The organism is Sphingobium sp. Leaf26 (genome assembly GCF_001421665.1).
GTDB lineage: Bacteria > Pseudomonadota > Alphaproteobacteria > Sphingomonadales > Sphingomonadaceae > Sphingobium.
The window spans coordinates 150,856-175,449 of the sequence record NZ_LMKV01000032.1; the positions used below are offsets into that span (position 1 = coordinate 150,856).

17 protein-coding genes and 2 pseudogenes are annotated in these 24,594 nt (G+C 63.5%); 10 read left to right on the forward strand and 9 right to left on the reverse strand.

The genetic code is table 11. From position 1 onward, the window contains the following. Positions 1–33 precede the first annotated feature (33 nt). Positions 34–1,233: an FAD-dependent monooxygenase gene (locus ASE85_RS21075; protein WP_056693511.1), complete on the reverse strand. Its 1,200-nt coding sequence runs from the start codon at positions 1,231–1,233 to the stop codon at positions 34–36. A gap of 118 nt (positions 1,234–1,351) precedes the next feature. Between ASE85_RS21075 and ASE85_RS21080 the strand changes: the two genes are divergently transcribed. The 4 genes from ASE85_RS21080 (at position 1,352) to ASE85_RS21095 (ending at position 7,212) form a co-directional block, all read left to right on the forward strand. After that, positions 1,352–3,796 carry a TonB-dependent receptor gene (locus ASE85_RS21080; protein ID WP_082462964.1) on the forward strand — a complete coding sequence of 815 codons (2,445 nt, stop codon included), beginning with the start codon at positions 1,352–1,354 and terminating at the stop codon, positions 3,794–3,796. Between the two features lie 67 nt (positions 3,797–3,863). Then, positions 3,864–5,252 (forward strand): sulfatase family protein, encoded by a 1,389-nt coding sequence (locus tag ASE85_RS21085; protein ID WP_235523651.1) that lies wholly within the window; start codon positions 3,864–3,866, stop codon positions 5,250–5,252. A 3-nt stretch (positions 5,253–5,255) separates the two neighbouring features. Then, entirely contained in the window at positions 5,256–6,185 is a 930-nt protein-coding gene (locus ASE85_RS21090) for an NAD-dependent epimerase/dehydratase family protein (protein WP_056693518.1), read from the forward strand. Positions 6,186–6,204: 19 nt separating this feature from the next. Then, the gene (locus tag ASE85_RS21095) at positions 6,205–7,212 is read left to right on the forward strand and encodes a LysR family transcriptional regulator (RefSeq protein ID WP_056693521.1); all 1,008 of its coding nucleotides are present in this window, start codon (positions 6,205–6,207) and stop codon (positions 7,210–7,212) included. Positions 7,213–7,355: 143 nt separating this feature from the next. Here ASE85_RS21095 and ASE85_RS21100 read toward each other — a convergent pair whose 3' ends face one another. Continuing rightward, a complete protein-coding gene (locus ASE85_RS21100) occupies positions 7,356–7,793 on the reverse strand; it encodes a winged helix-turn-helix transcriptional regulator (protein WP_056693525.1) in 438 nt (145 codons plus the stop codon). 96 nt (positions 7,794–7,889) lie between these two features. On the opposite strand from ASE85_RS21100, the gene ASE85_RS21105 reads away from it, so the two are divergent. The 4 genes from ASE85_RS21105 to ASE85_RS21120 all read left to right on the forward strand — a co-directional run bounded on the left by ASE85_RS21105 (position 7,890) and on the right by ASE85_RS21120 (position 11,650). Beyond that, complete coding sequence (locus ASE85_RS21105; protein ID WP_056693527.1) at positions 7,890–8,699, forward strand: SDR family NAD(P)-dependent oxidoreductase; 810 nt, start codon at positions 7,890–7,892, stop codon at positions 8,697–8,699. Further along, on the forward strand, positions 8,696–10,282 hold the full coding sequence (locus ASE85_RS21110; RefSeq protein WP_056693531.1) for a phytoene desaturase family protein: 1,587 nt from the start codon (positions 8,696–8,698) through the stop codon (positions 10,280–10,282). The genes ASE85_RS21105 and ASE85_RS21110 overlap by 4 nt, the downstream gene beginning before the upstream one ends. Continuing rightward, positions 10,279–10,506, forward strand: a complete 228-nt coding sequence (locus ASE85_RS21115) for a hypothetical protein (protein ID WP_056693533.1) — start codon at positions 10,279–10,281, stop codon at positions 10,504–10,506. The genes ASE85_RS21110 and ASE85_RS21115 overlap by 4 nt, the downstream gene beginning before the upstream one ends. Positions 10,507–10,579: 73 nt before the next feature. Then, positions 10,580–11,650, forward strand: a complete 1,071-nt coding sequence (locus ASE85_RS21120) for a VOC family protein (RefSeq protein ID WP_056693536.1) — start codon at positions 10,580–10,582, stop codon at positions 11,648–11,650. Positions 11,651–11,705: 55 nt separating this feature from the next. Here ASE85_RS21120 and ASE85_RS21125 read toward each other — a convergent pair whose 3' ends face one another. Both ASE85_RS21125 and ASE85_RS21130 read right to left on the reverse strand, forming a co-directional pair. After that, positions 11,706–12,215, reverse strand: a complete 510-nt coding sequence (locus tag ASE85_RS21125; RefSeq protein WP_056693539.1) for a hypothetical protein — start codon at positions 12,213–12,215, stop codon at positions 11,706–11,708. Between the two features lie 33 nt (positions 12,216–12,248). Further along, on the reverse strand, positions 12,249–13,037 hold the full coding sequence (locus tag ASE85_RS21130) for a DUF4198 domain-containing protein (protein WP_056693542.1): 789 nt from the start codon (positions 13,035–13,037) through the stop codon (positions 12,249–12,251). Positions 13,038–13,167: 130 nt separating this feature from the next. Here ASE85_RS21130 and ASE85_RS21135 point away from each other — a divergent pair, with 130 nt between their 5' ends. Beyond that, positions 13,168–15,249, forward strand: a complete 2,082-nt coding sequence (locus ASE85_RS21135; RefSeq protein ID WP_056693545.1) for a TonB-dependent receptor domain-containing protein — start codon at positions 13,168–13,170, stop codon at positions 15,247–15,249. A gap of 4 nt (positions 15,250–15,253) precedes the next feature. Further along, the gene (locus ASE85_RS21140) at positions 15,254–16,006 is read left to right on the forward strand and encodes an energy transducer TonB (RefSeq protein WP_056693548.1); all 753 of its coding nucleotides are present in this window, start codon (positions 15,254–15,256) and stop codon (positions 16,004–16,006) included. A gap of 5 nt (positions 16,007–16,011) precedes the next feature. Here ASE85_RS21140 and ASE85_RS21145 read toward each other — a convergent pair whose 3' ends face one another. From ASE85_RS21145 to ASE85_RS24160, 5 genes and pseudogenes are all read right to left on the reverse strand, one after another. After that, entirely contained in the window at positions 16,012–18,519 is a 2,508-nt protein-coding gene (locus ASE85_RS21145) for a TonB-dependent receptor domain-containing protein (protein WP_056693551.1), read from the reverse strand. Positions 18,520–18,734: 215 nt separating this feature from the next. Beyond that, positions 18,735–19,952: a serine hydrolase domain-containing protein gene (locus ASE85_RS21150; protein ID WP_056693554.1), complete on the reverse strand. Its 1,218-nt coding sequence runs from the start codon at positions 19,950–19,952 to the stop codon at positions 18,735–18,737. Between the two features lie 56 nt (positions 19,953–20,008). Next, entirely contained in the window at positions 20,009–22,537 is a 2,529-nt protein-coding gene (locus ASE85_RS21155) for a TonB-dependent receptor (protein WP_235523652.1), read from the reverse strand. Positions 22,538–23,091: 554 nt separating this feature from the next. Then, positions 23,092–23,939: pseudogene (locus ASE85_RS21160) on the reverse strand (zinc-binding dehydrogenase); the annotation flags it as partial. A 124-nt stretch (positions 23,940–24,063) separates the two neighbouring features. After that, a pseudogene (locus ASE85_RS24160) lies at positions 24,064–24,294 on the reverse strand (alcohol dehydrogenase catalytic domain-containing protein); the annotation flags it as partial. Between the last annotated feature and the right edge of the window lie 300 nt (positions 24,295–24,594).

Sequence of the window (24,594 nt, forward strand, 5' to 3'; positions counted from 1 at the left end):
AAGGGCCGGTGGTGATCCACCGGTCCTGATCGTTCAGAAAGGCTGGTTCAGCCGGTCTAGTGCGCCTTCCAGCAAAGCGGCATGTTCCTGTGGTGGCCGGTGGGACAGTTGCAGGCGACCGATACCGACACTGCTGTCGATCACATCGCGGCAACGCGCGTAACGGCGCTCTTCATAAGCGGCGAGGCCGGAGGCGATGTCCGGCGCCTTTGCCAGTTCTTCGGCCAGGACGATACCGCTTTCCACGGCCATGCCGGCGCCCGATGCCAGATGCGGGGTCGTCGCATGGGCTGCGTCCCCGACCAGCACGATCCGTCCATTGGACCAGGGGCGTGGTTGGAGCGCGGCGGCCAGCGGACGATAGTTGATCCAGGTGTCGCGCGTCATCGTGTCGCGAATCCAGCCGGCATTGCCGCCGAAATCCCTGAGCAGATGGCGGAGGGTGGAGAAGAGTTCATCCTGGGTCATGAAGGATTCGCGGTCCTCATGCGGCGTCAGCATCCACATATAGACGGTGTCCGGTCCACAGGCGGTGATGCCGCATGGGTTTTCATGCCCAAGGTAGAATTCTCCCGCATCCAGTCCGGGCGGCCTGGCGATCGAAATGCGCCAGCAGCCTTGTCCCGTCGGCTGTGGTGGTTCCATGTGCGGAAACGCGATCGTGCGAACGCTGGAGGCGACGCTGTCCGCGCCGACCACCAGATCATAGCGGCCGCGCGATCCGTCCGAGAACGTCACGTCGACGCCGTCCGCATCATGGTCAAGGGCGGTCACGGTCAGGCCCAGGCGGACCGGGATGTCCAGTTCCTTCACACGCTCCTGCATGATCCTGTGCAGCACCGGCCGCATGATGCCACCCGTTGCCGGCAGCCCCTCCTCGATCACCGGTTCTTCCAGATCATGGAGGTGCGTGCCGTCGAAACGGAACAGCCGGGTCTTGTTGGTTATGGCGCCGGCCTGCTTGATCGGCTCCAGCAGGCCGAGGTGGCGATAGGCGCGCAGGGTCGGTCCGGTGATCGTGATCCCGGCGCCGTAGACGCGCCATTCCGGGTCAAGGTCGATCAGTTCTGTCCGAACGCCCCTTTCCACAAGACTGATGGCCGTCGCCATCCCGCCGATGCCTCCGCCAACGACAAGCGCCGTTGCGATACTCCCGATTACATCCTCTGCCATGGGATCATGGTTGGACGGGCCGGGGCGGCAGGACAAATTCTTCCTGTCGATGCGACGCATCCATCCGGTCGTTTCGTGGTCGTCCCTGTGGGCAGATAGGTGCCATCCAGCAAATCAATGTGACTTTTCCGCCGCGCTCTCCAGAATTGGCCAAAATCAAATCATCAGGGAGAGGATCATGCGTACCCTTTTATTGGCGACCACCGCCTTTACAGGATTGATGGCGGCCATGCCGGTGCAGGCACAAACGGCCGACCAGGCGGCGCAAGGCGCGGTTGGGCTGGACGAAATCGTCGTTACCGCCCAGCGCAAGGAAGAAAGCGCGCAGAAAGCCGCCGTCGCCATCGATGCGGTCACGGGCAACGACCTGTTGCAGCAGGGCATCACCAGGGCCGAAGACATCACCAAGACCGTGCCGGCCATCAGCATCACCAATGGCGGCGGTTCCAACACATCCATCTTCATCCGCGGCGTCGGCAACATCACGTCGAGCAGCTATAATGACCCGGCGGTGACGCCCAGCTATGACGGGGTGGTGCTGGCCCGCGCGGCGGGTGCCTTTGGCTCGGCCTTCTACGATCTGGCCCGTGTCGAGGTGTTGAAGGGGCCGCAGGGCATTCTCTATGGTCGCAACGCTACGGGTGGCGCGGTCAACATCATTCCTGCCCATCCGGAAATCGGCCGCAACGGCGCCGGATTCAATTTTTCCTATGGTAATTATGACGCCGTCAATGTCGACGGCTATGTCAACCTGAGCACCAGCGACAATAGCGCGCTGCGTTTTGCCACGACGCGGCAGGTGCGCGACGGGTTCAATCGCGACGGCAGCGACGATCTGGACCGTAGCGGCCTGCGCGGCCAGTTCCTGATCGAGCCGAGCGAGGATGTCAGCCTGCGCATCGGCGCGGACTGGACCAAGGTGGGTGGCGTCGGCCCCGGCGGCAGCTATATCGGTGCCTTCACGCCCGGCGCGTCGGGCTATACGTTCACAAAATCGCCGTTCGATGCGTCCGAAGGCTTCAATACCGACGCGGCCAATGCCTATCGCCAGACCTTGCTCGGTGCGCCGGGCTTCGGGTTCCTCAATGCCATGAACCAGGATGCGTCGGTCGATTATACCTATTGGGGCGTCAATGCGGAACTGAACTGGAAGACCGATATCGGCACCTTCACCCTGATTCCGGCCTATCGCCAGTCGAAGGGGGAAACCTTCTTCTACGGACCTGCCTTCAATACCGCGTATAATTGGGAGAAGGACAGCCAATATAGCCTGGAAGCGCGCCTCGCTGGATCGGTCGGCATGGTCGACTATGTGCTGGGCGGTTTCTACTTCAACGAAACGATCGATGCGAAGAACGAATATAATCAGGAATTCGTCCTGCCGATCCAGTCCTATACCCATAAGACGAAGAGCTGGGCTGCGTTCGGCCAGTTGACCGCCAACGTCACCGATCGGTTCCGGCTGGTCGGCGGTGCACGCTATACCCGTGACAAGAAGTCGATGGATGGCATCATCAATAACTTCATCACCTTCTGCGGCGGTTTGCCGCCGGCGAATATCACGCCGCCGGCCTCCTTCGCCGCCGGCTGCGCGGCGCCCGGCGCTTTGCCGCATTATCCCAATTTCCTGACGACCGCCGACACGGTGAACTGGCTGGCCAGCAATGGCTGGATCGCGGCCGGCAGCACGGATCAGGCAAATGCGCAGGTCTTTCCGCTGCTCAATGGCACCGGCACGATCCTGAAGACCTATAACCCGGTCGTGGACAGCGGCACCTATTCGCGGGTGACGTGGAAGGCGTCGGCGGAATTCGACCTTGGTCCGCAGAACCTGCTCTACGCCACGGTCGAGACCGGCTATCGTGCGGGCGGTTTCCAGTTGGCGGAGGGCAAGTCGCGGTACGATCCGGAATTCATCACCGCCTACACCATCGGGTCGAAGAACCGCTTCTTCAACAATCGCGTCCAGCTCAATCTCGAAGGCTTCTACTGGAAATATAAGGACCAGCAGATCACCTATTTCACCGTCGACACCAGCGGTACGCTGATCAATTCGAACGAGAATGCCGGCAAGGCGACGATCAAGGGCTTCGACGTCGATGCGATGGTCAAGGCGACCCGGACGACGACGCTCAATGCCAAGGTGCAGTATCTCAAGGCCACCTATGACGACCTGCACCTCTATACCGCATCGCCGCGCGACAATATCAACTGCGCCTTCACGCTGACGGGCGGCACGGCGGGCGGCGCGCCGGTGAAGGACTTCAACTGTTCGGGCAAGCCGCTGCTGTTCTCGCCCAAATGGACCATCAATCTGGGGGCGGAGCAGGTGATACCGCTCAGTGACAGGCTGGAACTGGTCGGCAATGTGGCGACCGCCTGGCGCGCCTCTCAATATGGCGCTTTCGAATATCTCGATTTCGAACGCATCCCGGCCTATTGGCAGACGGACCTCAACCTGACCCTGCGGTCAGCCGATCGCGGCTGGTCGGTTGGCGGGTTCATCTACAATCTGGAGGACAAGCGCCGCATTTCCACGCCGCAGCGCTCGCCGATCGGCATGGCGGTCGCCCGCTTCGGCGCGCCGCGCACCTATGGGCTGCGCCTGTCGGCGGAATTCTGAGCTATAGATGGACAGGAAGGGAGCAGGTCGCGCGCCTGTCCCCTTCGACAATATAGAGGAGAGAGCATTGCAGGTCGATCGGCGGTCATTCATGCGGGGCGCGGGCGCGCTGGGGGCACTGGCAGCGACGGGGGACGCCCATGCCGCCTCCACCAAGGTCAAGCGGCCCAACATCATCTTCATCATGGCCGACGATCTGGGCTATGCCGACCTGTCCTGCACGGGGTCGCACCATATCAGGACACCTGCGATCGACAGCATCGCCGCGCAGGGCATTCACCTCAGGCAGGGTTATGCCAACAGTTCCATCTGTTCGCCGACCCGCACCGCGTTGCTGACCGGTTGTTACCAATATCGCTTCGCCATCGGGATCGAGGAACCGCTGGGACCGGCCGCGCCGGAAGGGATCGGCGTGCCGCTCGACCGGCCGACGATCGCCTCGGTCATGCGGGCGATCGGCTATCGCACGACATTGATCGGCAAATGGCATCTGGGCGAGCCGCCCAAGCATAGCCCGTTGCACCATGGCTATGACGCGTTTTTCGGCATCGTCGAAGGCGCGGCCGACTATTTCCGCCATCATATGGTGATGGGTGGCAAGGATGTCGGCATCGGCCTGGCACAGGGCGACACGCCGATCGAGCGCAACGGCTATCTGACCGACCTGTTCGGGGACGAGGCGGTCAGGACGATCGAGCAGGCCGGTGACACACCCTTCTTCATGAGTCTGCACTTCAACGCACCGCACTGGCCATGGGAAGGGCGCGAGGATGCCGCGGTGGCGGCGACGCTGGGCGCGTCTTTCCATTATAATGGCGGCAGCCTCGCCAAATATAAGGACATGGTCGAGGCGATGGACCAGAATGTCGCCAAATTGCTCGCCGCGCTGGAACGCAGCGGGAAGGCGGATGATACGATCGTCATCTTCACCAGCGACAATGGCGGGGAGCGTTTTTCCGAGACCTGGCCTTTCACCGGGATCAAGGGCGAGTTGCTGGAGGGCGGCATTCGCGTGCCGCTGCTGATGCGCTGGCCAGGCAAGATCGCGGCGGGTTCCAGGTCCGATCAGGTGATGATCTCGATGGATTTCCTGCCGACCCTGCTGGCGATGGCGGGGGGCAACGTCGCCAAAGCCGGGACGTTCGACGGCATGGACCTGTCGGGCCAACTGACCGGCAAGGCGATGCCGGTAAAGCGCGCGCTCTACTGGCGTTACAAGGGCAATGGGCAGGCGGCGCTGCGTGACGGCGACTGGAAATATCTGAAGCTGGGCGGGAAGGAGCATCTGTTCAACCTGGCGCAGGATGAGCGGGAACGGGCCGACCATGTCACCGACGATCCGGCCCGGCTGAAGGCGATGCGGCTGCAATGGGATAGCTGGAATGCGCAGATGCTGCCCTATCCGCTCGGCAGTTTCAGCGAAGATGTGCGGGACCATTATGCGGATCGGTATTGACGCATGACGATGATCGTGACGGGCGCAGGGGGCTTTGTTGGCCGCCACCTGGTGCAACGGTTGCTGGCGGCGGGGCATGCGGTCGTGGGCATGGATACGACCGCCGGCGGCATTCCTGCTGGCGCGCGGCCTGTCGTGGGCGACATCTGTTCTGCCGAAGTGCGGGCGGAGGCGCTGGCTGATGGCTGCACGGCGCTGGTCCATCTGGCCACCGTGCCGGGCGGCGCGGCGGAGGCCGATCCGGCGGCGTCGCGCCGGGTGAATATCGACGCCATGTACGACCTGCTGGACGCGGCGAAGGCGGCGGGCGATCGGCCCCGCATCGTCTATGCCAGCTCGATCGCCGTGTTCGGCGATCCCCTGCCGGCGCACGGTGTGGACGACCAGACCCCGCTGGCGCCGCGCATGGTCTATGGCGGGCACAAGGCGATGATGGAGGTCGCCGTCGCGATGATGCACCATCGCGGCGAAATCGAAGGGGTGAGCATTCGCCTGCCCGCTATCCTCGCCCGTCCGAAGGGGCCGTCCGGCATGAAGTCTGCCTTCATGAGCGACCTGTTCCATGCGCTGCGGGCGGGCGCGCCTTTCATCTGCCCGGTGTCGGCGGGCGCGACCATCTGGGCGCAGTCGGTCAGCCGCTGTGCCGACAATCTGCTGCATGCCGTCAGCATGGACCCGTCGCTCATGCCGGCGACGCGGGTCGTGACGCTGCCGGCGCAGCGTGTCGCCATGGGCGATCTGGCGGCGGAAATCGCCCGCCAGTGCGGCACGTCCGCCGATCTGGTCCGCTATCGCCCGGACGCCGTGCTGGAGGCGGCCTTTGGCGCGCATCCGCCCTTGTCCACGCCCGCCGCCGATCGTGCCGGCTTTGTCCATGATGGCGATCCTGCTAGATTGGTCGCCAACGCATTGTCGGTAATAGCGGCAGGCTGAAAAAAAGGAGGAGAGCGACATGCGGTTCGACAGGCTGGATCTCAATCTGCTGGTGGCGCTCGATGCGCTGCTGAGCGAGCGCAGCGTCAGCCTGGCGGCGGACCGCATCTGCCTGTCGCAGTCGGCGACTTCCTCCGCTTTGGGGCGGCTGCGCGAATATTTTGCCGATGACCTGCTGGTGCAGAAGGGGCGGCAGATGGTGCTGACCGCACGCGCCGAGGGACTGGTCTATCCGGTGCGCGCGGTGCTGGAGCAGATACGCACCACCATCGCCGTGCCGCCACCGTTCGATCCGGCGATATCGGACCGCACGATCCGGATCATGGCGTCGGATTATATGACCGAAGTGCTGCTGGCCGGGGCGATGAACGATCTGCAAAGGCAGGCGCCCGGCATGCGGTTCGAGATCCAGTCGCTGACCGAAGTGTTGCTGGAATCGCTGGAGCGTGGCGCGATCGACCTTCTCGTGACCATCGACTATGCGATTTCCGCCGATCATCCGAGCCAGATATTGTTCGAGGATGATTATGTCGTCGTCGGCTGGAACGGCAATTCCGCCATGGCCGAACCGATGACCAAGGATCGCTATTTCGAGATGGGGCATGTCACCGCCCGTTTCGGCCGGGCGCGGGTTTCGGCGTTCGAGGACTGGTTCGTGCGCCGGCAGAAGCGGCAGCGCCGGATCGAGATCGTGACGCACAGCTTCCTGTCGATGGCCGGGCTGGTCATCGGCTCCAACCGGATCGCGACCATGCACCGGCGTCTGGCCACGCGGATGGCGGAATATCTGCCGCTGACGCTGCACGAGGTGCCGATGGACATTCCGCCGATCCGGGAGGCGATCCAGTGGCATATCTCCAGCAACAACGATCCGGCGATCCGCTGGGTGGTGGAACGGATCGTCGCCGGGGCGCAGACGCCGGCAGGCACGCAGGGCAGCGTCGTGTGCTTTGAAGCGGCACGCATATCCCGCGAGGAACTGGCGGCGCAGTTTCTGAGCGATGCCACGCCCAAAGCGCGTAACTGAGGCCCCGCCAATGTTGGAATGTCGCGCCTTAACTTCGCACATTTCCCGCATATTCGGACATTTTATTACGCCGTGTCGATCCTATCGGAAAGCGGGACGGCCAGTATAGCGATCGCGCGGCCTGTAGGACAGGAAGTGGTCCCCTATGGCTGGGCGTCGAAGATATGGCGGGCTTCCTCTATCTCTTCCCGCCTGGCCTGTGTCCAGCCGAGCAGCCGTTTCGCTTCGGCCAGCAATGCCTGTCCCAGCGCCGTCAGGGCATAGCCGACCCTGGGTGGGACATCGCCGCTGACCGACCGCGATACGATGCCGTTGCGTTCCAGCAGGCGCAGCTTGAGGGTCAGCACACGCTGCGAAATGCCGCCTTCCGCACTCATCCGGTCGAGCAGGCGGCGCAGTTCGGCATGACGGAAGGGGCCGACGTCCAGCAGCAGCAGGATCAGCATCGACCAGCGATCGCCGAGCAGGCCAAAGATGGTGCGGATCGGTGCATCCTGCTCCGCGCCATGATCTTGCATGTCCTGCGCCAATGCCGTCAACCGGGCACGGCAGGCAGGGTCGAAATCGTCGAAGTCGCTCATCGCTCGCTATTTGGAAGGCACAAAAAAGTGCCGTCTTCTCCCCTTTGGCAGGCACATTATGATGCTTTGCCAGAAGATCAAGCAAAGGAGAGGGCGATGGTGTCGGATGCAATCCGTCTCGATGGAAAGGTGGCGGTCATTACCGGCGGCGCAGGCGGGATCGGCGCCGCCACGGCGCGATTGATGGCGGCGCGGGGCGCCAGGGTGGCGATCGCCGATATCGCGATCGACGCCGCCAGGGCGCTGGCGGACGGGCTGCCCGGTGCGATCGCCGTGCCGCTCGACCTGGAAGATGAAGCGTCGATCCAGACCATGGTGGCGACCGTGGTGGACCATCATGGACGGCTGGATATCCTGCATAACAATGCCGCCCTGCTTGGACCCGATATCGCACGGCAGGATGGCGATATCGAGCATATGGGGACGGCGCTGTGGGACCGGACCTATGCGGTCAATGTGCGCGGGACGATGATCGCCTGTCGCGCCGCCCTGCCGCATCTGCGGGCAAGTCGCGGCAATATCGTCAATACCGTCAGCAACCTTGCCTTGCAGGGGCATCTGATTCAGGCGGCCTATAGCGCGTCCAAGGCGGCGATCATCCAGATGACGCGCTCCATCGCCACCAGCCACGGCGCGCTGGGCGTGCGTTGCAACGCCGTCGCACCCGGCATGACACTGACGCCTGCCCTGCGCGAAGCCTTCCCGCCAGCCCTTCGACAGGCAGTCGAGGCGGAAACGCTGCGCGACCGGCTGGGCGAGCCGGAGGATATTGCCGAGGTCGTCGCCTTCCTGGCGTCCGACGCGGCGCGCAACGTCACCGGGCAATTGCTGGTCGCCGATGGCGGCTGCGCCAGCCATGTGCCGGGCATCGCGCAATTCCGGGCCTTTTTCGGAGAGCATCCATGAGCCGCTATGACATCGTCGTGATGGGCGGCGGCCATAACGGCCTGACCGCCGCGGCCTATATGGCCAAGGCCGGCAAGAAGGTTTTGGTGCTGGAGCGCAAGCCGCATTATGGCGGCGGGGTTTCCACGCGGGAACTGATCCAGCCCGGATTCTGGCATGACGAGCACAGCAATGTGCACATCATGATCCAGGGCAATCCGATGCTGCGTCAGGATGAACTGGGCCTGCTGTCCAAATTCGGGCTGGAATATATCTATCCCGAACTGCCCCATGCGTCGATCTGGGAAGACGGTACTGTCGTCCGGTCCTGGCGCGATCTGGACCGGACCTGCGAGGAAATCGCGGCTTTCTCTCCCAAGGATGCCGAAGCCTATCGCAAGTTCGCGCAGGCCAGCATGGCGGCGCTGCCGATGTTCATGTCCGGCCTCTACGCGCCGCCCTTCCCGATGGGCGCGTTCGTGGCGATGATGGACCAGTCGGACGAGGGGCGGTTTCTGCTGGACGTCATGCAGCGGTCCGCGCTGGACGTGGTAAACCAATATTTCGAAAGCGACCTGCTGCGCCTGCACATCGTGCGGATGGTGACGGAAAATCTCCAGATGCCCGACGAACTGGGCACCGGCATGGGCGCGTTCCTGATGCCGGGCATCATCCACGCCTATGGCTGTTCCATGCCCAAGGGCGGGTCCGGGCAATTGTCGCATGCACTGGTCCGCGCGATCGAGCATTTCGGCGGCGAAGTGCGTTGCAATGCCGAGGTGCGCCGGGTGATCGTGTCCGGCGGCAAGGCGACCGGACTGGAACTGATCGACGGCGAGACGGTCCAGGCCAAGGATGGCGTGATCGGCGCGATCCATCCGCATGTGCTGCGCAAATTCGTGTCCGAAACGCCCGAACCGGTGCTGGAACGGGCGGAGCGCGTCACCCAGTCGACCTTTTCCATCAACCTCACCCATCTGACGCTGAAGGAGCGGCTGAAGCTGAGGGTCGGCAATGACACCAATGCCATGATGACCGAACTCATGGACTTCTACACCATGCGCGACATGCTGCTGGAATATGACAAGCTGCGGCGGGGCGAGGTGTCGGAACGGCTGATCGCGGGCGGTGACAACACGATCTTCGATCCCAGCCGTGCGCCCGATGGCGCCGGCATTTTCTACGGCGTGAATTTCGCGCCCTATGACCTCTATCCCGGCGGTCCCGGATCATGGGATGCGCGCAAGGAGGAGGTAGCCGACAAGGCGCTGGCGCAATATCGCAAATTCTACTCCAACCTGACCGACGACAATATCAGCGGACGGCTGATACGATCGCCGGTCGACCATGAGCGCGACAGCCCGGCCAGTTTCCTGAAAGGGGATATCCATGGCTGCGCGCCCTTCTTCTACCAGTCGGTTGGGCATCGCCCGACGCCGGACCTGGGCCATCTGCGCGTGCCGGGGATCGAGGGGCTCTATCTGGTCGGGCCGTTCATGCATCCGGGCGGCGGCGTGTTCGGCGCGGGGCGCGCCACGGCGATCCAGATGATGGACGATATGGACATGGATTTCGACAAGGTGTGTGCAGGAGCGGTGCAATGAAGGACAAAAAAGCGCCGGCGATGAAGATATTGGACGCGCAGGACAAGGAGTTGATGAGCGTTCGCAGGATCGCGCGGGAAGGCAATGCCCTCATCATCCGGGGGAAGATTTTCGGCGCCATGCCGATGGTGGCCAAGCTGACCCCGGCCGAGGCGCGGGCGGCATTGAAGCTGCTCGACTTGCGGACGATCCTGTTCCTGTTGTCTTTCCTGTTCCGCAGATAGCTGCGTCCCATGAAATGCGTTTTCGGCTGGCAGGCGCACTCCTCATAAAAGGGAGAATGGATGAGGAGCGATCATGAGCATTTTGGGCGTAGCGAGCGCGGTTTTCGGGGTTGCCGACCTGGCGGAGCATCAGCGGTTCTGGACGGATTTCGGACTGCCGCTGCTGCGCGCCAATGACGATGAGGCGATATTCGAACTGGCGTCAGGGTCGCGGGTCGTGATTTACCGCCATGGCGATCCGCGCCTGCCTTCGCCCGATCCCTTTCCCGGCGATGGCCTGAAGGAAACCATATGGGGGGTGGCCGACGCAGAGGGGCTGGAGCGGATCGCGGCGAGCCTTGCCACCGACGTCGCGGTACGGCGCGATGCGGACGGCACGGTGCATTGCCTCTGCCCCGATGGCCAGCCGATCGCCGTGCAGGTCTGGGCCAAACGGCCGGTGGTGAGCGAGGCCAGTCCGGTCAACACGCCCGGTCATCATCCCCGTTTCAACCAGCATCGCATCTGGCGCCGTCGCGCCATTCCCAAGACGATCAACCATGTGGTGTTCTTTTCGCCCGATTATGTCGGCAGCTTTGAATTTTATGAGCGGCACATGGGCTTTCGCTATGTCGATCACAGCAAGGGCACGGGCATTTTCGCGCGCGCGCCCGGCACGTTCGAACATCATGCGATCTTCTGGGTGAATTGCGACCTGCCGATCGCGCCGGATCATTTCAAGTTCATGCACATCGCCTTTGGCATGGACGATATCGACGAGGTGATGCTGGGCGCCAATATCATGGAGGCGAAGGGTTGGAAAAATGCCACCATGAACAGCAGCGGCGGCATCTCGCGGCATCGCATCTCGTCGGCCATCTATTATTATTGCGACATGCCGGGAAAGGCGGGGGAGGCCGAATATCACGCCGATACCGATTATCTGGACGATAATTGGGTACCGCGAGCCTGGGATTTTCGGTTCGGATCGCTGCTCTGGTCGAACAATGCGCCGCCGATCTTCCGGGGCGACGATATTCCCTGGGACATGGCGTTCGACGCGGATCGGGCGAGTTTCGAGCCGTTCCGCAAGGCGAAGCCGGGCAAGCGGATGGTGGAAGGCAAGCTGGCGGACATCACGATCGAGGATGAGCATGCGCTCTGAGGGATAGGCGGGAGACAGCGGGACCGCAGAGGGTGCGGCCCCGCTTTTTCTGTCTTCAGCGATCGGCCCTGTCAGCGGTCTTCTCGGCCGCCTGGCGCGCCGCAAGCTGGCGCGCGGCCGTGGCGGCGGCATCGGTGGCGGTGACGATGCCATCCTTGTCATTATCCTGCTCGGCAAAGGCGCGCGCGCCCGAGCGATCATATTCGGCCTGGATCATCTTGCCGTCCTTGTCCTTGTCCAGCACGCCGAAGCGAACATGGGTCTGGCGGATCTGGCGCTGGCGTTCCTCGGTCTTCTTGTCCTCGCTGCGGTCGGAGGCGGCGAGTTGCTGCTCCAGCCGGGCGCTATATTCCTGCACATATTCGTCTTCGGACACCCAGCCATCGCCATTGGCGTCGGTCGCCTTGAAACGGGCGACGCGCGTGGCGTCGAACTCGGCGCGCGTGACCTGGCCGTCATGATTGGCGTCATAATCGTGGATGAAGGCCGACCCTTCATGCGGGGCGGCGATGGCCGTGCCGGCGGTCGCAAGCAGAGCGAGGGCGAGGGGCAGATGGATTTTCATGGAAGGCTCCGTCGAATGGAAGGGGCGCGGCGATCAGGCCGCGTCGAAGGTCAGGGTGTAGGTGTAGCTGCGAAAGGGCGTTTCGGACCCGGCCGGGGCCGCGCCGCGATGACGCACCAGGATCAGGTAGGTGCCGGCATCTTCCGGCTTCAGGCTGAACCGGCCGTCGGAACCGCTTTTGACCTGTGCAACCACCTTGCGCCCGTCATGGAGGCCGGCGCTGCGGAACAAGGTGATGTCGGCTTGCGGGAGCGGCTTTCCATCGAACAGCAGGGCGAAACTGGCGCTCGACCCGGCAACGATGCCGTTGGGATGGGTGATCGCCTGAATTTCCAGCGCCTTGTCCAGGGGCTTGAGCGCTGCGTCGGTTGGCTGGCCGCGGGTCACATAGGCGTCGGCGAGCGTCATGCTCTGCACATCGACCTGCTCTGCATTGGCCGGCGGTTCGCCGCCTTCGCCGCGCATTTCCCATTTGTCGCCGACTTTGAACATCTTGCCCTTGCGCCCGGCGCGCTGGCCGCTGGTCACGCGGTAGGTGCCATCGGCGGGGATCGCGGCCTCGAAGACGCTGAGGTCGCGCAAATGGGTGACGGGACCGGTCGGCAGATACTTTCCGTCCGGCCCGACCAGATGGAAGGGCGCGTCGCGCATCGCGACTTCGGGCAGGAAGGCATCCTCGGCAAAGGCGGACTGGACAGTGACATGGTCGCCCTTGCCCAGATCGAACAGGGTCGGCAGCACATAGGGCATATGGGCCTGCGCCGCAGAAGCGCCGACGAGAGTCAGCAGCAGGGCAGCGGAACGGCATAGCGATGGTTTCATGAATTCCCCTTTCGACGCCGGCAGATATAACTAATGAGACTCACTTGCAATATCATTTCTACCTGCTAGGTGCGAGGCCGTTCGGGGCGTCCACGCCCCATCGCCTATCGCCAAAAGGGGGCCGCAAACCATGAAGAAGACGAGATTGAAGCTGTTGCTGGGGACCGTGATGATCCTCGCGCCGATCCCTGCGCTGGCGCAGGATGAGGCCAACGCGCCCGAAACCGTGCGCATGGCGCTGGATCGCATGGTTATTTCCGCCGGTACGGAAAAGGTCGCGATCGACACGCCGCAGGCGGTCAGCACGCTCGACCAGGAGGATATCGACCAGACCCAGGCGACCACCATCGGCGACCTGCTGGAAGCCATGCCGGGCGTCAACGTCCAGGGCGGCGTCGGTCAGTTGGGGCAGGGCTTCAACATTCGCGGCATGGGCACGGCGATCGGCGACAGCGACAATCGTATCCTGCTGACGGTCGATGGCGTCACCAAATTCTACGAACAATATCGCATGGGCGCGCTCTTCACCGAACCGGAACTTTACAAGCGGGTCGAAGTGCTGCGCGGCCCCGCTTCCTCGACCCTCTATGGCGCAGGCGCGCTGGCGGGCGTGGTCAATTTCACGACCAAGGATGCGTCCGACTTCCTGGGGGAGGGCGATCCGCTGGCGGTGCGCCTGAAGGCCGCGACCGAAACCAATGCGCAGGCACGTACCCTGTCGGGCATCGTCGCGGTCCAGCCGACCGAGGGCGTCGAACTGCTGGGCAGCTACAATTATCGCCGCACCGACGATTATAAAAGCGGCAATGGCGACACGGTCGCCGCCTCCGCGACGCAATCCGATAGCTGGCTGGTCAAGGGCCGTGTTGCGATCGGCGGCAATAAAAACCACGCCATCTGGGCCAGCTATCAGGACTGGATCAGCGACGCGCCGCAGGTCTATGACCAGATTTCAGCCGCCACCGGCAACAGCCTGATGCGCCGCCGCGTCCACGACAAGACCGCCGTGCTGGGCTATGTGAACGATTTCGATGGCAGCAAGATCTTCAATATCGAGGCGCAGGTCGCCTATTCGCTGTCGAAGGTGCACCAGACCGAAACCACGTTCCTCGGCCCGCTCGCCTATTCCGACTTCTCCTATGAAAGCTGGCAGGCGAAGGTCCAGAATAGCAGCGAGTTCGACCTCGGCGGCGACTGGACGACCTTCCTGATCCTGGGCGGCCAGTGGAGCACGCAGGCACGGCGTAACCCGCGCGTCGCGCTGGACGGTACGGTGACGCCGGGCGCGGGTACCCATCCCGAAGGCGACATGGACCGCTATGGCCTGTACGGGCAACTGGAGATCGTCTGGTCCGACAAGCTGACGATCATGCCGGGCGTCCGCGTCGACTGGACCAGCCTCAAGCCCGGCGCCACGGTCGTCGGCGGGGCGCGCCTGACCGACGATGTGACGGACAGCGGCGTGTCGCCCAAACTGGCCGCGCTGTATAATTTCACACCATGGTTCGGCCTGTTCGGGTCGGTGGCGCGCACCGTGCGCATGCCCAATGTGGATGAAATCTTCACCCGTTCGGCGACCCGGCCCAACAATCCCGATCTGCGGCCGGAGAAATCCGACAATGTCGAGCTTGGCTTTACCCTGTCCTTCGACGATATGCTGGGCAAGGGCGATCGCTTCCGCGCCAAGACGACGCTGTTCCAGAACGACGTCAGGGATCTGATCGTCAATGTGTCGGCAGCGGCGGGCACGCCCTATTTCCAGAACATCAACCGCTCGCGCTTCAAGGGGCTGGAGGTCGAGGCCGAATATGGCATTGGCGGCTTCTTCGCGCGCGGCAACGCCTCCTTCATCGACGGCAAGAACCGTCTGACCGGCGATTATCTGAACACGATTCCCGCGAACGACTATCGCCTGACGCTGGGCTATGCCGATGCGGGCACGGGGCTGTCGGGCGGCTGGACCGGCGAGTTTGCCGAGCGGCAGGACAAGGTGACGCCGGGCAGCTTCGCTTCGGCCGGTTCGGGCCTGGCGACGCCCGGCTATACCGTCCACAACCTCTTCTTCGCCTTCAAGCCGCAGAGCGGCGCGGCCAAAGGGTTCGAGTTCCGCATCGCCGTGGATAATGTCTTCGACAAACAGTATCGCCGCCACCTGTCCGCGCTCGCGGCGGAGGGGCAGAGCTTCAAATTCACCGTGGCCAACACGTTCTGACGCCGTGGCCGGGGCAGCGCATCCCTTCCGTATCGGTGGACCGGCAGCGGCTTCGCTGCTGGTCAACGCCCTGCTGATCGCGGCGCTGCTCAACCTGGGCATGGGGCATATCGGCCGGCGGACCGAGACCCCGGCGATAACGGTGCTGTCCATGGCCCTGCTCAAGGGGGTGGATCAGGGCGAGGAAGAGGCGGAGACGGCGGCACCGAATATGCGCGATGCCGTCCCGCCTCAGCGGACTAGTCCGCAACCTGCGCCCGTTGTCGCTGTCGCGCCGCCGGTCGTGGCGGTGCCATCGCGCCTTTCCGTGCCGCAGCCGGTCCAACTCGCCGCCGCGTCCGCTGCTACTGCCGTCCCGGTCGCGTCCCAACCCGCCCGTCCGGCCATGGCCGCCGCCGCGTCCGCCGCTGCGCCACCGGCAAGGCGCGGCGCAGCCGACGGCGTCGACGTCAAGGCGCCGCCGGGCACCAGCCGCAGCTACGCCGCCAAGGTCCGCTCCTGGCTCTATGCCCATAAAGTCTATCCTCGTCGCGCGCGGATGCGGCGGGAGGAGGGGCAGGTTCAGGTCCGCTTCGTCCTCGACCGCGCGGGCCTGTTGCTGGAGGGCGCCGTCATCCAGGGATCGGGCAACGCGGTGCTGGACGAGGAAGCCGAAGCGATGCTGCGTCGCGCCTCACCCTACCCCCGCGCGCCGGCCGAACTGCCCGGCGAACGGATCGAGTTCACCGTGCCGATCGCCTTTAGCTTGCCAGCCTGACCGATTCAGAAACGTTTGAACAGGCGCAGGCTGACGACCCGTCCAAGGGGGTCGAGATAGGCGGGTTGCTGGCTGATCGGCGTATCGCCCAGCCGGTCGCGGACGGCTGGCCGGGCATTGGCGATATTGCGGATACTGGCGTCGATCATCAGCTTTTTGGCCCAGCCTGTCTTGGGCATCAGCCTTTCCATGTCGGCATAAATGGTCAGGGCGGTGGTGCCAAGGCTGGCGAAGCGCAGGTCCGCCGTGTCGATCATGCTGCGCGCGCGGCTGCCCGAATGCCAGACGGATTGCACGAACATGCCGATGCCGTTGCGGTACAGGCCCATGTCCCCCTGCACATCCCAACGGGGACGGCCACCGCTCGCCACGATATTGTCGCCGTCCAGCAGGTCCAGCGGGGCCGTGCCGGGGCTGAGCGACAGGCGATCCTCCAGTCGCAGCGCCGGCGTCAGCGACGCATAGAGATAGGTCATGCTGGGCGGCTGGCCCTCCGGCGGCTTTTCCGGCTTGGGGCCGATCGGACCGGCAAAGGACAGGGTCGCCTTCACCGTCCGCTGCCGTTCGCGATGCAGATTGACCGGGCGCAGGTCCACGGTGGTGAGTTGTCCCGCGGCATCGCGCAGGAAACGATCGGGGAACGCCGCCGCGATCGCCGGTGTCAGGACCGATAGGGTCGCCGACTGGTCATGGATTTTCGCATCTTCATAGATAAGGCTGGCGCGGAAGGCATCGGTCCGCAGCGGCTGGATATTTGCAGTCAATGTCAGCGTCCGCCGCCGTTCAGGCGACAGGTCCGGATTGCCGCCATAAAGTGATGTGACGAAGAGGCTTTCCCCCGACACAAGATCGACGAAGGGCATGTTCGGCGTGGCGATGCGGGGAGCGCCCAGTTGGTCGAGGATCGGGGCCGTTTCCGCCCGCCTGAGTGTCGCCAGCAGTTGCACGCGCTTTACCGGTGTCCAGACCAGACTGGCATGGGCGGTATAGAGCGGACCATAGCGTCTGACCGCATTGACGCCGCCCGACAGGTCGACCGAAAGCCGGCCGAGGAAGGGCAGGACATTGTCCGCGGCCGAGGCGATGGGGATGGTCGCCGCGAGGCTGCTGCCGCCCTGGTTGCGCCAGAGGACGGTGTTGGCGTCGGGGAAGGCGCGTGACTGGCTGTCGCTGCTGGATCGTTGCGCGTTGAACGTCGTCGTCACCGCGACCGGCCCGGCCGGCAAGGTCAGGAGCTGACCGTTGAGGATCAACTGGGCATCGTTCGTCGTGATGATCGAGCGGGAGCGGTCGCGGATCGCCGCGCCGATCTGCCCTGTGGAGAAGGGCGAAAAGGCATCGCCGCCCAGCAGGATCGCGTCCTGGATTCCGGTCGTGTCGAAGCCGAGATCGCTGTCGGTCTGGCTGCGCTTGCGATCATGGTTGAGCCTGAGCGACCAGTTCCATCCGCTGAACCCTCCGATAAGGCCCAGCCCGGCATGCAGCGTCCAGATGCTGCCATTCTGCGTGAGCGCCGGCACCTCGTCCAGATAGCGGTTGAGCCAGATGTCGCCGGTAAAGGGCGATGAACCATTGCCGGCTGGGACGAGGAGGGACGCGGTGCCCAGGCCCTGGAGCGACCAGCTACGCTGCCGTTCGATCGAGAGGCTGATCGCGGCAGTGGTCCGTTCGCTGATCGGTTGGCTGAAGAAGCCGGCGACCTTCATCGTGCGCTGGCGCGGCTGGAGGCTGCGATAGGCGCCCGGATCGGTCACAAGGGGCTGGTTGGCGCCGGGCAGATAGGCAGCCAGCGTCTGTCGCGCATCGGGATCGAGCGGGACGGCGGCGATGGTCACGGGACTGCCCGCCAGCGCGCTCAACTGCGGATCGATTTCTCCGCCGCCCGCGCCGGTCACATTGCCGATCCGGCCATAGGGAAGGCTGGGATCGGGACGGATAGACCGCCGATCCTGTCGCAATTCGCTCTGTCGCGACAGGGTGGCGGACAAGGTGAGGCGTTTCTTGCCGCGCAGGCGGGTCATCGCAAAGCGCCCCTCCACGGTGCCGCCGCCGCCATCCGTGCTGGTCTGGCCGTTGGCCATCGCCTCGAAGCCCTGGAATTTCGCCTTGGTGGTAAAGTTCATGACCGGCTGGTTGGGCGGATAGCCTATGCCGGACGCGGCCTCCTGCGGCAGCAGGTCGAAGGACTGGATCGCGTCGAACGGCAGGCTCTGGACTTCCTCGTCGTCCAGCGGCCGTCGCCCGTTGATGGCATAGACTGGGTTGGCGCCATCTGCGCCCTTCAGTTGCGCGCCCAGCCGTTGCATCATGTCCTTGATGCTGGTGATGCCCATCGCCCGCAACTCTTCCGCGTCGAAATGGCGCAGTGGCTGCGTCTCCCCGACCTGCCGCCCGCCATTGACCACGATCGGGTCGGCCGGCGCTGGCTTTACGCCCTGCGCCATCGCCTCGCCGCCGGTGAGCAACAACATGGTGCAGCCGATCAGCCTGCGATTATGGATGCTTCCGATCATGCTTGCTGCGAACAACGGCCTGTCTTTGCTGGAAGACCTGCTTTGAACGAAAGTATACGATACGCAACGACAAATGCGAATGGTTACAGTATTTGTCGGACATTCGGAAACAGCGGCGATCAACGGGGTATGCTGGCGCGGCCGGAACGATAGCAGGCGGGGCCGTCAGACCCCGCCTTTCCTGACTTCAGAGATGTTGCCTTCCAGTGGTGCGGTCAGGGCGCCAGGCGCACCAACTGCTGGAAATAGGCCAGAGTCTCCCCCATCACATGGGGTGGTTCGGGCAGGGGATAGTGGCTCAGCTTCACGATGACCGTGCGACTTTGCGGATGAACATAGATGAACTGGCCGGCGAGGCCCAGGGCGGTATAGGCACCCGGCTGATCGTCCAGTTGCCAGAATTGGAAGCCATAGCCGCGCCCGCCAAGGGGGGTGGGCTGGGCGAACGGGATCATGCTGGTCGCCTGCTTCATCCAGCCGCGCGGCAGCACCGCTTTCCCGTCGCGCAGGCCATCGTCCAGCATCAACTGACCAAGCCGGGCATAGTCGCGCAGCGTGGCGTTGAAGCCCATGCCGGACAATTCCCGCCCCTTCCCCTCCGGCCCGTCGGCGATCCAGAAGGCGTCGTCCGCCATGCCGGCGGGTTGCCACAGGTTCGTGGCGGTGAGGCTGGCGAGCGACTGGCCGGTGGCGCGTTCCAGCACCCATCCCAGCACGGCGGTATCCAGCGTCGCATAGTTGAAGCGGCTGCCGGGCTTTGCGACGCGGGTCATGGTGGTGGCGCGATCGGCGAAGCGCTCCTCATTGAGGACGATGGCGTGGCGATGGATGAGCGCGGCGACGCTCGGCTTCTCGCCGAAGTCATAGCGTTCGTCATAGTCGACGCCTGACCGCATCTGAAGCAACTGGCGGATCGTCACATCGCCATAGGCGCCCTTGCGCAATTCGGGGACATATTTGCCGGCCGGATCGTCAAGCGAGCCGATCTTGCCCTGATCCAGCGCGATGCCGATCAGCAGCGACGTGATCGACTTGGCCATGGAGAAGGAGATGAAGCGATCGGACGGGCGGGCGCGATTGCGATATTCTTCGAACACGACCTTGCCATCGCGCAGGACGATGATGGCGTTGGTATAGGTGCGGCGCGCCCATTCGTCATAGCTGCGGGTGACGCCATTCTGCCGGAAGGCGGGTGGGGTGATCGCCTGGCCGTCGGGCAGGGCACGGACGGTGTCGCCATGGGGCACTGCGCGGGTTTCGAACATATCGGCCGAATGGCGGAAATTGAAGGCGTTGATGTCGGCATCCAGCCAATGTTCGCGCATCTGGATGACGGGATCGGCGGGAATGTCGGTCGGTGCGGCGGCGGGCGATGGCATGGCTATGGCCGTCAGCATCAGGGGCGCCAGCAGGCGCAGGGACAGGCGGATCATGGGAACCTCGTAAAGAAAGGGCGATGCGGGCAAAGGCCGCACCGCCCGTTGGCCGATCAGAATTGCTTCCTGAGCGTCACCGCCCAGGTGCGCGGCAGGCCCGGCGCGCCGGACAGCACGCCCACCGAACTGAAATTGGTGTTCATCGAGGAGAAATAATATTTGTCGGTCAGGTTGCGGACTTCGAGCGAGGCGCTCCAGCCATCATCCCCGCTGCGCCAGGTGACGCGGGCATTGGCGAGGAAATAGCCGTCGATCCGGCTGGTCGCGACCAATGTCGGCAGCGGCCCGCCGCCCGCACCGGCATCGGTGGTCGATACGGTGGTGGCATCCGTGTTGATCGCGTCGACATAGATATGCGACTGATAGCTGCCGTCGACACGGAAGCTGAGTTCCCCGCCCAGAACGTCCGGCACATCATATTGCGCGCCGGCATTCCATTTCCACTTGGGGGTGAAGGGCGGCACCATGTCGATCGTGACGCCGGTATTGGCGCTGCCGAGCGAAGTATATTTGAAGTCGAGATAGCTGAGCGACCCGTCGAAGCTGAGCCGGCTGGTCGGCCGGAACATCGTTTCGAACTCTATGCCCTTGACGTCCGCCGACCCGACATTGGTGGGCTGGAGGCAGGGTGTGCCTTCCGTCCCGGCATCGGTCGGGCAGTTGAACACCGTCAGGATGATATTCTTGTAATCGTTGAAGAAGGCCGAGACGTTGAAGCGCAGCATGCGATTGAACAGGTCGGACTTGAACCCCGCTTCATAGGCGGTGATGGTTTCCGGGGAGAAGGGGCGCACCTGGCTGGGGTAGAAGGGGCGGGGATTGACGCCGCCTGCGCGATAGCCGGTCGACACCTGCGCATAGACCATGAATGCGGGCGAGAAGCGATAGTCCGCCGCGATGCGCCAGTCGGTGCGCTGCGACTTGAAATGCGCGCCCAGGCCATTGAGGCCGAAGAGCAGGCAGTTGGGCGCGTTGCCCACGCCCGTCGGGCCGGCGGTCGGCGCGCCCAGGAAGAATGCGCATGGCCCCTGGATCGCCGTGCCGTCCGGATTGCGGCGAACATAGCCATAATCCTTTTCGTCCCAGGACGACCGGATGCCACCCGTCAGCGTCAGCGCATCGACCGGCTTGAAGCTGACATTGGCGAACAGCGCCTTGTTCTTGGCAGGCGTCGGATCGGGGCCATGCAGGAAGTCGATGCCGGCATAGTTGAGGTCGATACGGCCGGTGAACTTGCCCTTCGTATCGAAATAGAAGCCGCCCACCGTATAGTCGAGCCGGCGATCGAGCGCAGTGCCGCTCAGCCGCAATTCCTGGCTCCACTGGGTATTGGTCTGCTGTTGCTCGAACATGGAGGACTGGACCGGTGCGCCCTCGGCAAAGGACCAGTCGGCCTCATAATGGCGGTAGGATGTGATCGACTTGAGCGCGAGCGTATCGCTGATGGTCCAGTCGACAGTGCCGGCGAAGCCATAATTGTCGAGGTCCGAATGCGGGTCGAGCGACAGCGGCTTATAGGCCATCTGTCCGTCGCGCGTGGCATTGTCGGTGAAGGTGGCGTAACTGATGAATTTCTTGTTGTAGCCCGAAGGCGGGGTGTCGCAACTGTTGGCGCCGAAGGCGACGAAGGCGCAATTGAGCGCCACTGGTGCGCCATTGACGCCGGCCAGCCAGGGGCGCGGACCGCCGGTCGCGCTGGGGCCGGGGAAGACGCCGGCCTTGTTGGCGAAGATCAGCACGCTGGCGCCGGCCTCGTCCCGCTGGCGGGTATAGTCGGCCGAGACGTTGATTTCGACCGTGTCGGTCGGCAGCCAGCGCACGGCCGCCTTGGTCGCGATGAAGCTCTGCCCGCCCAGTGTGCCCAGTTCCGGGTTCGCATCGGTCGCCTGGGTCGGCACATTGGAACCCGGATGGGTCAGTGCATAGTCGAGCCGTTTGACATAGCCGTCCCTGTTCTTGCTGGCGCCCGATACGCGCAGGAACAGGTTTTCAGCCAGTTTAAGGTCGATATAGCCACGCATGTCGATGCGGTTATAGCTGCCATAGGTCGCTTCCAGCATGCCGCTGCCGTCACCCTTGGGCTTGACCGAATAGAGCTTGATCGATCCGCCGAGGGAGTTTCGACCGGCCAGCGTACCCTGAGGGCCGCGCAGGATTTCGACCCGGTCGAGGTCCATCAGGTCCAGCAGCGATCCGGTCAATGTCGGCAGATAGACATCGTCGATATACATGCCGACGCCCGGTTCGAGCGCGAAATTGGGATCGGACTGGCCGACGCCGCGGATGAAGGCGATGATGCCGGGCCCAAGATAGCCGTTTTGCGGCGCCAGCGTGACGTTGGGCGTCTGCGCCGCGACTTCGGAAATATTGGTCTGGCCGCGTGCTTCCAGCGCCTCGCCAGTCATGGCGGTGATGGCGAGCGGCGTGTCCTGCAATTTCTGCGACTTGAACTGGGCGGTGACGATGATGTCCGCCGCAGCGGGCGGGGTGACGGCCTGTTCCTGTGCCCAACCGGCCGGCGCTGCGGCGAGACAGGCCAGCACGGCCATGCTGGTTCCCAACAAGAGCTGCTTATTTACCACTATATCCTCCCATTTGTATGCTTATGATACAATATAGCTAAAATTCTGCCGTTTTATTTTGACTGAATTGCGACGGTCAGAAGAACAGGCTCGACGCTACAGATGAAATAATGATTTGCTGAAGCGGAGCATTTTTGGACGAGCGACAGATATGATCACACGGATCATAGCATGATGACTTCAATGTAAATAATGAACAGGCATATTAATATCGCCTATCGTGGCGAATACCTCCTCTCCTCCTGCGATTCAGTCGTCCCGATTATAGGCTTTGTTCGATGATCGACTAACAACTGTCCGTATATATGAAATATTCTGAAATGTGAAATGATATTTGTAAGAACGAGATTACTTGGTAACTTTATGAAATATATGAACGTTTTGCCAGTCTGATATGGAAGGGCGATCGGATCGCTCCTCCTATTCCTCTGAGATGCGCAGGACGGGTTTGACGACGGTGCCGTTTTCGGTGGCGGCGATGGCCTGGTTGATGTCGTCGAGGGTGAAATGGGCGATGAGCCGGTCGAAGGGGGCACGATCCAGGCGCCAGAGGNATGCGCAGGACGGGTTTGACGACGGTGCCGTTTTCGGTGGCGGCGATGGCCTGGTTGATGTCGTCGAGGGTGAAATGGGCGATGAGCCGGTCGAAGGGGAAATGGCCGGCGCGATAATGGTCCATCAGTTCGGGGAGGAAGGTCTGGAGGTCGCTGTCGCCGCCCAATATGCCCATGATCCGGCGCCCGCCGCCCATCAGTGCGGCCTCGTTGAAGGTCAGCATGTCCGTAGGATCGGATGCGCCCACGAGGCCGGCGATGCCCATCGGCGCGAGCAGGGACACGGCCTGTTCGATCAGGCGGTTGACGCCGGTCGTGTCGAAGGCATAGGCCAGGCCCGCCGGACAGAGCGCGCCGATGCGCGCGGGCACATCGGCACGGCCGTTGATCGCATGCGAAGCGCCCAGTTCCAGCGCAAGGTCGAGCCGGGCATCATGCAGGTCGATGGCGATGATGGGAAAGGCGCCGGCGATCCTGGCCGCCATGATCGCGGCCATGCCGACGGTTCCCGCGCCCCAGATCGCGATCGGCAGTCCGGCGCGCACCTTCATCGCCCGCAGCACCGCSCCCGCGCCGGTCATCAGCCCGCAGCCGATCGGCGCGAGGATGTCGAGCGGCACGTCGTCCATGCTGTCGGGCACGCGGACGACATTGCGTTCATGGGCGATGGCATGGGTGGCAAAGGCGGACTGGCCGAAGAAATGGCCGTTCATCGGTGCGCCGTCATGGAACAGCGTGGGGCTGCCATCGGCACGGACGCCGGACCAGTTATGCTGGACGAAGGCATAGCAATAGGTTGGCGCATCGACCGTGCAACTGGGGCACTGGCCRCAGGAGTTGAAGCTCATCACCACGCGGTCGCCGGGCCGGACGGCGGTGACGGCGCTGCCGACCGCCTCGACGATCCCGGCGCCTTCATGGCCCAGGACGATCGGCAGCGGGACCGGCAGTTGCGCGTCGCGCACGGCCAGNGGCGGTGACGGCGCTGCCGACCGCCTCGACGATCCCGGCGCCTTCATGGCCCAGGACGATCGGCAGCGGGACCGGCAGTTGCGCGTCGCGCACGGCCAGGTCGGTATGGCAGATGCCGCAGGCCACGATCCGCACCCGCACCTCGTCAGGCCGGATATCGTCCAGCCGGACCTCCCCGATCACGAACGGCTGGCCCGGCCCGCGGCAGATGGCCGCTCTGGCAATCGTCATGAAGCGATTCTCCTATATGGCACCCATAAGTCTGGGCGGAGAGAATGCCGACTAACGTCGGATATTATAAGGCTTTTTTTGGAGTTTTATGTGTGTGTGACCTACGGTTATGATCGTTTGCGAAATTTCCGAACCAGTGCCGCGATAGCCTTCGCGAGCAAGCGCATGTCCAGCACTATCACTACAAGGCCACCTATCCACTGATAGGTGGCGCCACAGCAAAGCCCGACAGGGCCGTCTAAAACGTCGCGAGCATCAAAAAAAGCGCGAACCCGCAACCCTATCCGTCAATCGTTACCG

What these genes read in the sequence shown, in the direction of transcription:
- ASE85_RS21090 (WP_056693518.1), top strand. Translation starts at nt 5,256, where the DNA reads ATGACGATGATCGTGACGGGCGCAGGGGGCTTTGTTGGCCGCCACCTG.
- ASE85_RS21095 (WP_056693521.1), top strand. Translation starts at nt 6,205, where the DNA reads ATGCGGTTCGACAGGCTGGATCTCAATCTGCTGGTGGCGCTCGATGCG.
- ASE85_RS21125 (WP_056693539.1), bottom strand. Translation starts at nt 12,215, where the DNA reads ATGAAAATCCATCTGCCCCTCGCCCTCGCTCTGCTTGCGACCGCCGGC.
- ASE85_RS21080 (WP_082462964.1), top strand. Translation starts at nt 1,352, where the DNA reads ATGCGTACCCTTTTATTGGCGACCACCGCCTTTACAGGATTGATGGCG.
- ASE85_RS21130 (WP_056693542.1), bottom strand. Translation starts at nt 13,037, where the DNA reads ATGAAACCATCGCTATGCCGTTCCGCTGCCCTGCTGCTGACTCTCGTC.
- ASE85_RS21110 (WP_056693531.1), top strand. Translation starts at nt 8,696, where the DNA reads ATGAGCCGCTATGACATCGTCGTGATGGGCGGCGGCCATAACGGCCTG.
- ASE85_RS21075 (WP_056693511.1), bottom strand. Translation starts at nt 1,233, where the DNA reads ATGCGTCGCATCGACAGGAAGAATTTGTCCTGCCGCCCCGGCCCGTCC.
- ASE85_RS21100 (WP_056693525.1), bottom strand. Translation starts at nt 7,793, where the DNA reads ATGAGCGACTTCGACGATTTCGACCCTGCCTGCCGTGCCCGGTTGACG.
- ASE85_RS21135 (WP_056693545.1), top strand. Translation starts at nt 13,168, where the DNA reads ATGAAGAAGACGAGATTGAAGCTGTTGCTGGGGACCGTGATGATCCTC.
- ASE85_RS21115 (WP_056693533.1), top strand. Translation starts at nt 10,279, where the DNA reads ATGAAGGACAAAAAAGCGCCGGCGATGAAGATATTGGACGCGCAGGAC.
- ASE85_RS21150 (WP_056693554.1), bottom strand. Translation starts at nt 19,952, where the DNA reads ATGATCCGCCTGTCCCTGCGCCTGCTGGCGCCCCTGATGCTGACGGCC.
- ASE85_RS21105 (WP_056693527.1), top strand. Translation starts at nt 7,890, where the DNA reads ATGGTGTCGGATGCAATCCGTCTCGATGGAAAGGTGGCGGTCATTACC.
- ASE85_RS21120 (WP_056693536.1), top strand. Translation starts at nt 10,580, where the DNA reads ATGAGCATTTTGGGCGTAGCGAGCGCGGTTTTCGGGGTTGCCGACCTG.
- ASE85_RS21145 (WP_056693551.1), bottom strand. Translation starts at nt 18,519, where the DNA reads ATGATCGGAAGCATCCATAATCGCAGGCTGATCGGCTGCACCATGTTG.